This is a genomic window from Methanobrevibacter sp., from assembly GCF_045577275.1.
GTDB lineage: Archaea > Methanobacteriota > Methanobacteria > Methanobacteriales > Methanobacteriaceae > Methanobrevibacter.
This window is the reverse complement of sequence record NZ_JAZNIB010000364.1, coordinates 1-1757: the sequence shown is the minus strand read 5'-3', so window position 1 is coordinate 1757 and position 1757 is coordinate 1. Positions and strand designations below refer to the sequence as shown.

Sequence of the window (1757 nt, the reverse complement as noted above, 5' to 3'; positions counted from 1 at the left end):
TTTTATTATTTTTTTCTTTATTATTTTTATTTTTCAGTATTTCTTAAGATTCTTCTCTTTTTAGAAAAGTTTTTTGAGATGGATCTTAAGGAGTTGTTTCTTTTTTTAGAAAATGTTTTTTTAGATTATTTCTTAATTTTTTCTTTTTTTAAAATAGCTCTTAAATTATCATATGATTTTTAAGAAATAAAATAAGTAAATTAATAAAATAAGTAAATTAATAAATAAAATGATTTTGTAATGGTGTTGTGGGTAATTCTATTTTTCTTTTGCAATTCTTAAAGATTTGTCTGCAACTTTCTTTAATTGATTTTACATTTGATTTATTTGTTCTTCACTTAATCCATCAAATAGGACTGAATCAAATTCTTTAAAAATTTCAATACATTTTTCAAAGGTTTTTTCTCCCTTTTCAGTTAAATGTAAATTACGACGAGCATTATTGGCTTCATCAATGGTCTTATAAACCAATTCTTTTGATTCCAATTTTTTAAATGTTTTTGTAATGTTTGCTTCAGAAACAAGTAGGTCATGTGCAATTTCCCTTTGGCTGATTCCATCTTGATAATAGATTTTTGATAAAAACATGGATTCGGCAGGATTAATTTCCAGACCTTTGCTATGTCCCTTAAAGAACTCTTCGAATCCTTTTTTTATTTTATACCACGAATTAAGATAACTCTTTTCATCATTAAATACAGAATCTTTTCTCATGTTTTGCCCTCACTTTACTGTGTTAATTAATATACTTCTTAATATATATAAATCTATTGATAAATTTGAATAAATATATAACTTAATTGAAATTCCTTACATTAATGTACATATTTATTCATTTTTTATATTTGTTCATTTTAAATAATTTTTTTATTATATATTTTTATTCATTTATTTATTGTTTTTTCTTAACTTTTCACATATTGTTTCATTAAATTTGATAGATTTTTTAATTTTTTTCATTTTTTTATTATTTTATTTAATTTAAAAGTTTCGGGATTTGCTTGAATGATTTTATTCTATTTGTTCTCAATTGTGGTTATTTGTACAAGGTCTTAACGATAACTTATATATTAATATCTAATAAAAATATAATCATATATTGAATTATAATTATTTTTTTATTATCTGTGAGGAATTTTATGGAAAGAGATCAGATTATTGTACGAACCAGCATTATTGGAATATTGGTAAATTTAATTCTTGTTGCATTCAAAGCCACCATTGGGATAATGGTAAACAGTATTGCAATCACTTTGGATGCAGTTAATAATTTAACAGACGCATTATCTTCCATCATTACAATTATTGGGACTAAATTGGCAGGTAAGGCTCCTGATAAGGCACATCCCTATGGTTATGGTAGGATAGAATATTTTTCATCAATTATCATAGCAGTCATTGTTCTGCTTGCAGGTATAACTGCTTTACAGGAATCTGTTCCAAAAATTTTCAATCCGGTTTTGGCAGACTATGACTTTATTTCAATTTTCATAATTGCTGTTGCAGTAGTTGTAAAATTCGTTTTAGGAAGATATGTGAAGGCTAAAGGTAAGGAAATAAACTCCCAGTCATTAGTTGCATCTGGTAGCGATGCATTGTTTGATGCTATTTTGTCATTGTCTACTGTAGTTGCAGCTATTATCAGCTTGATTTGGAATATTAGTTTAGAAGGTATTTTAGGAACCATTATTGCATTTGTGATTATAAAGGCAGCTATTGAAATGTTGTCTGAAACATTAAGCAGTATGATCGGTACC

At 25.7% G+C, this 1757-nt stretch carries 2 protein-coding genes; one reads left to right on the top strand and one right to left on the bottom strand.

The genetic code is table 11. The annotated features are described in order from the left end of the window. Positions 1 to 312 precede the first annotated feature (312 nt). A complete protein-coding gene (locus ACKI67_RS10485; protein WP_407463485.1) occupies positions 313 to 714 on the bottom strand; it encodes a MarR family winged helix-turn-helix transcriptional regulator in 402 nt (133 codons plus the stop codon). Between the two features lie 425 nt (positions 715 to 1139). On the opposite strand from ACKI67_RS10485, the gene ACKI67_RS10480 reads away from it, so the two are divergent. Further along, positions 1140 to 1757, top strand: a 618-nt coding sequence (locus tag ACKI67_RS10480) for a cation diffusion facilitator family transporter (protein WP_407463484.1), incomplete at its 3' end; no start/stop codon positions are given.

Excerpts from the sequence above, each read along its gene's own strand:
- ACKI67_RS10485 (WP_407463485.1), bottom strand. The coding sequence starts at position 714 with ATGAGAAAAGATTCTGTATTTAATGATGAAAAGAGTTATCTTAATTCG.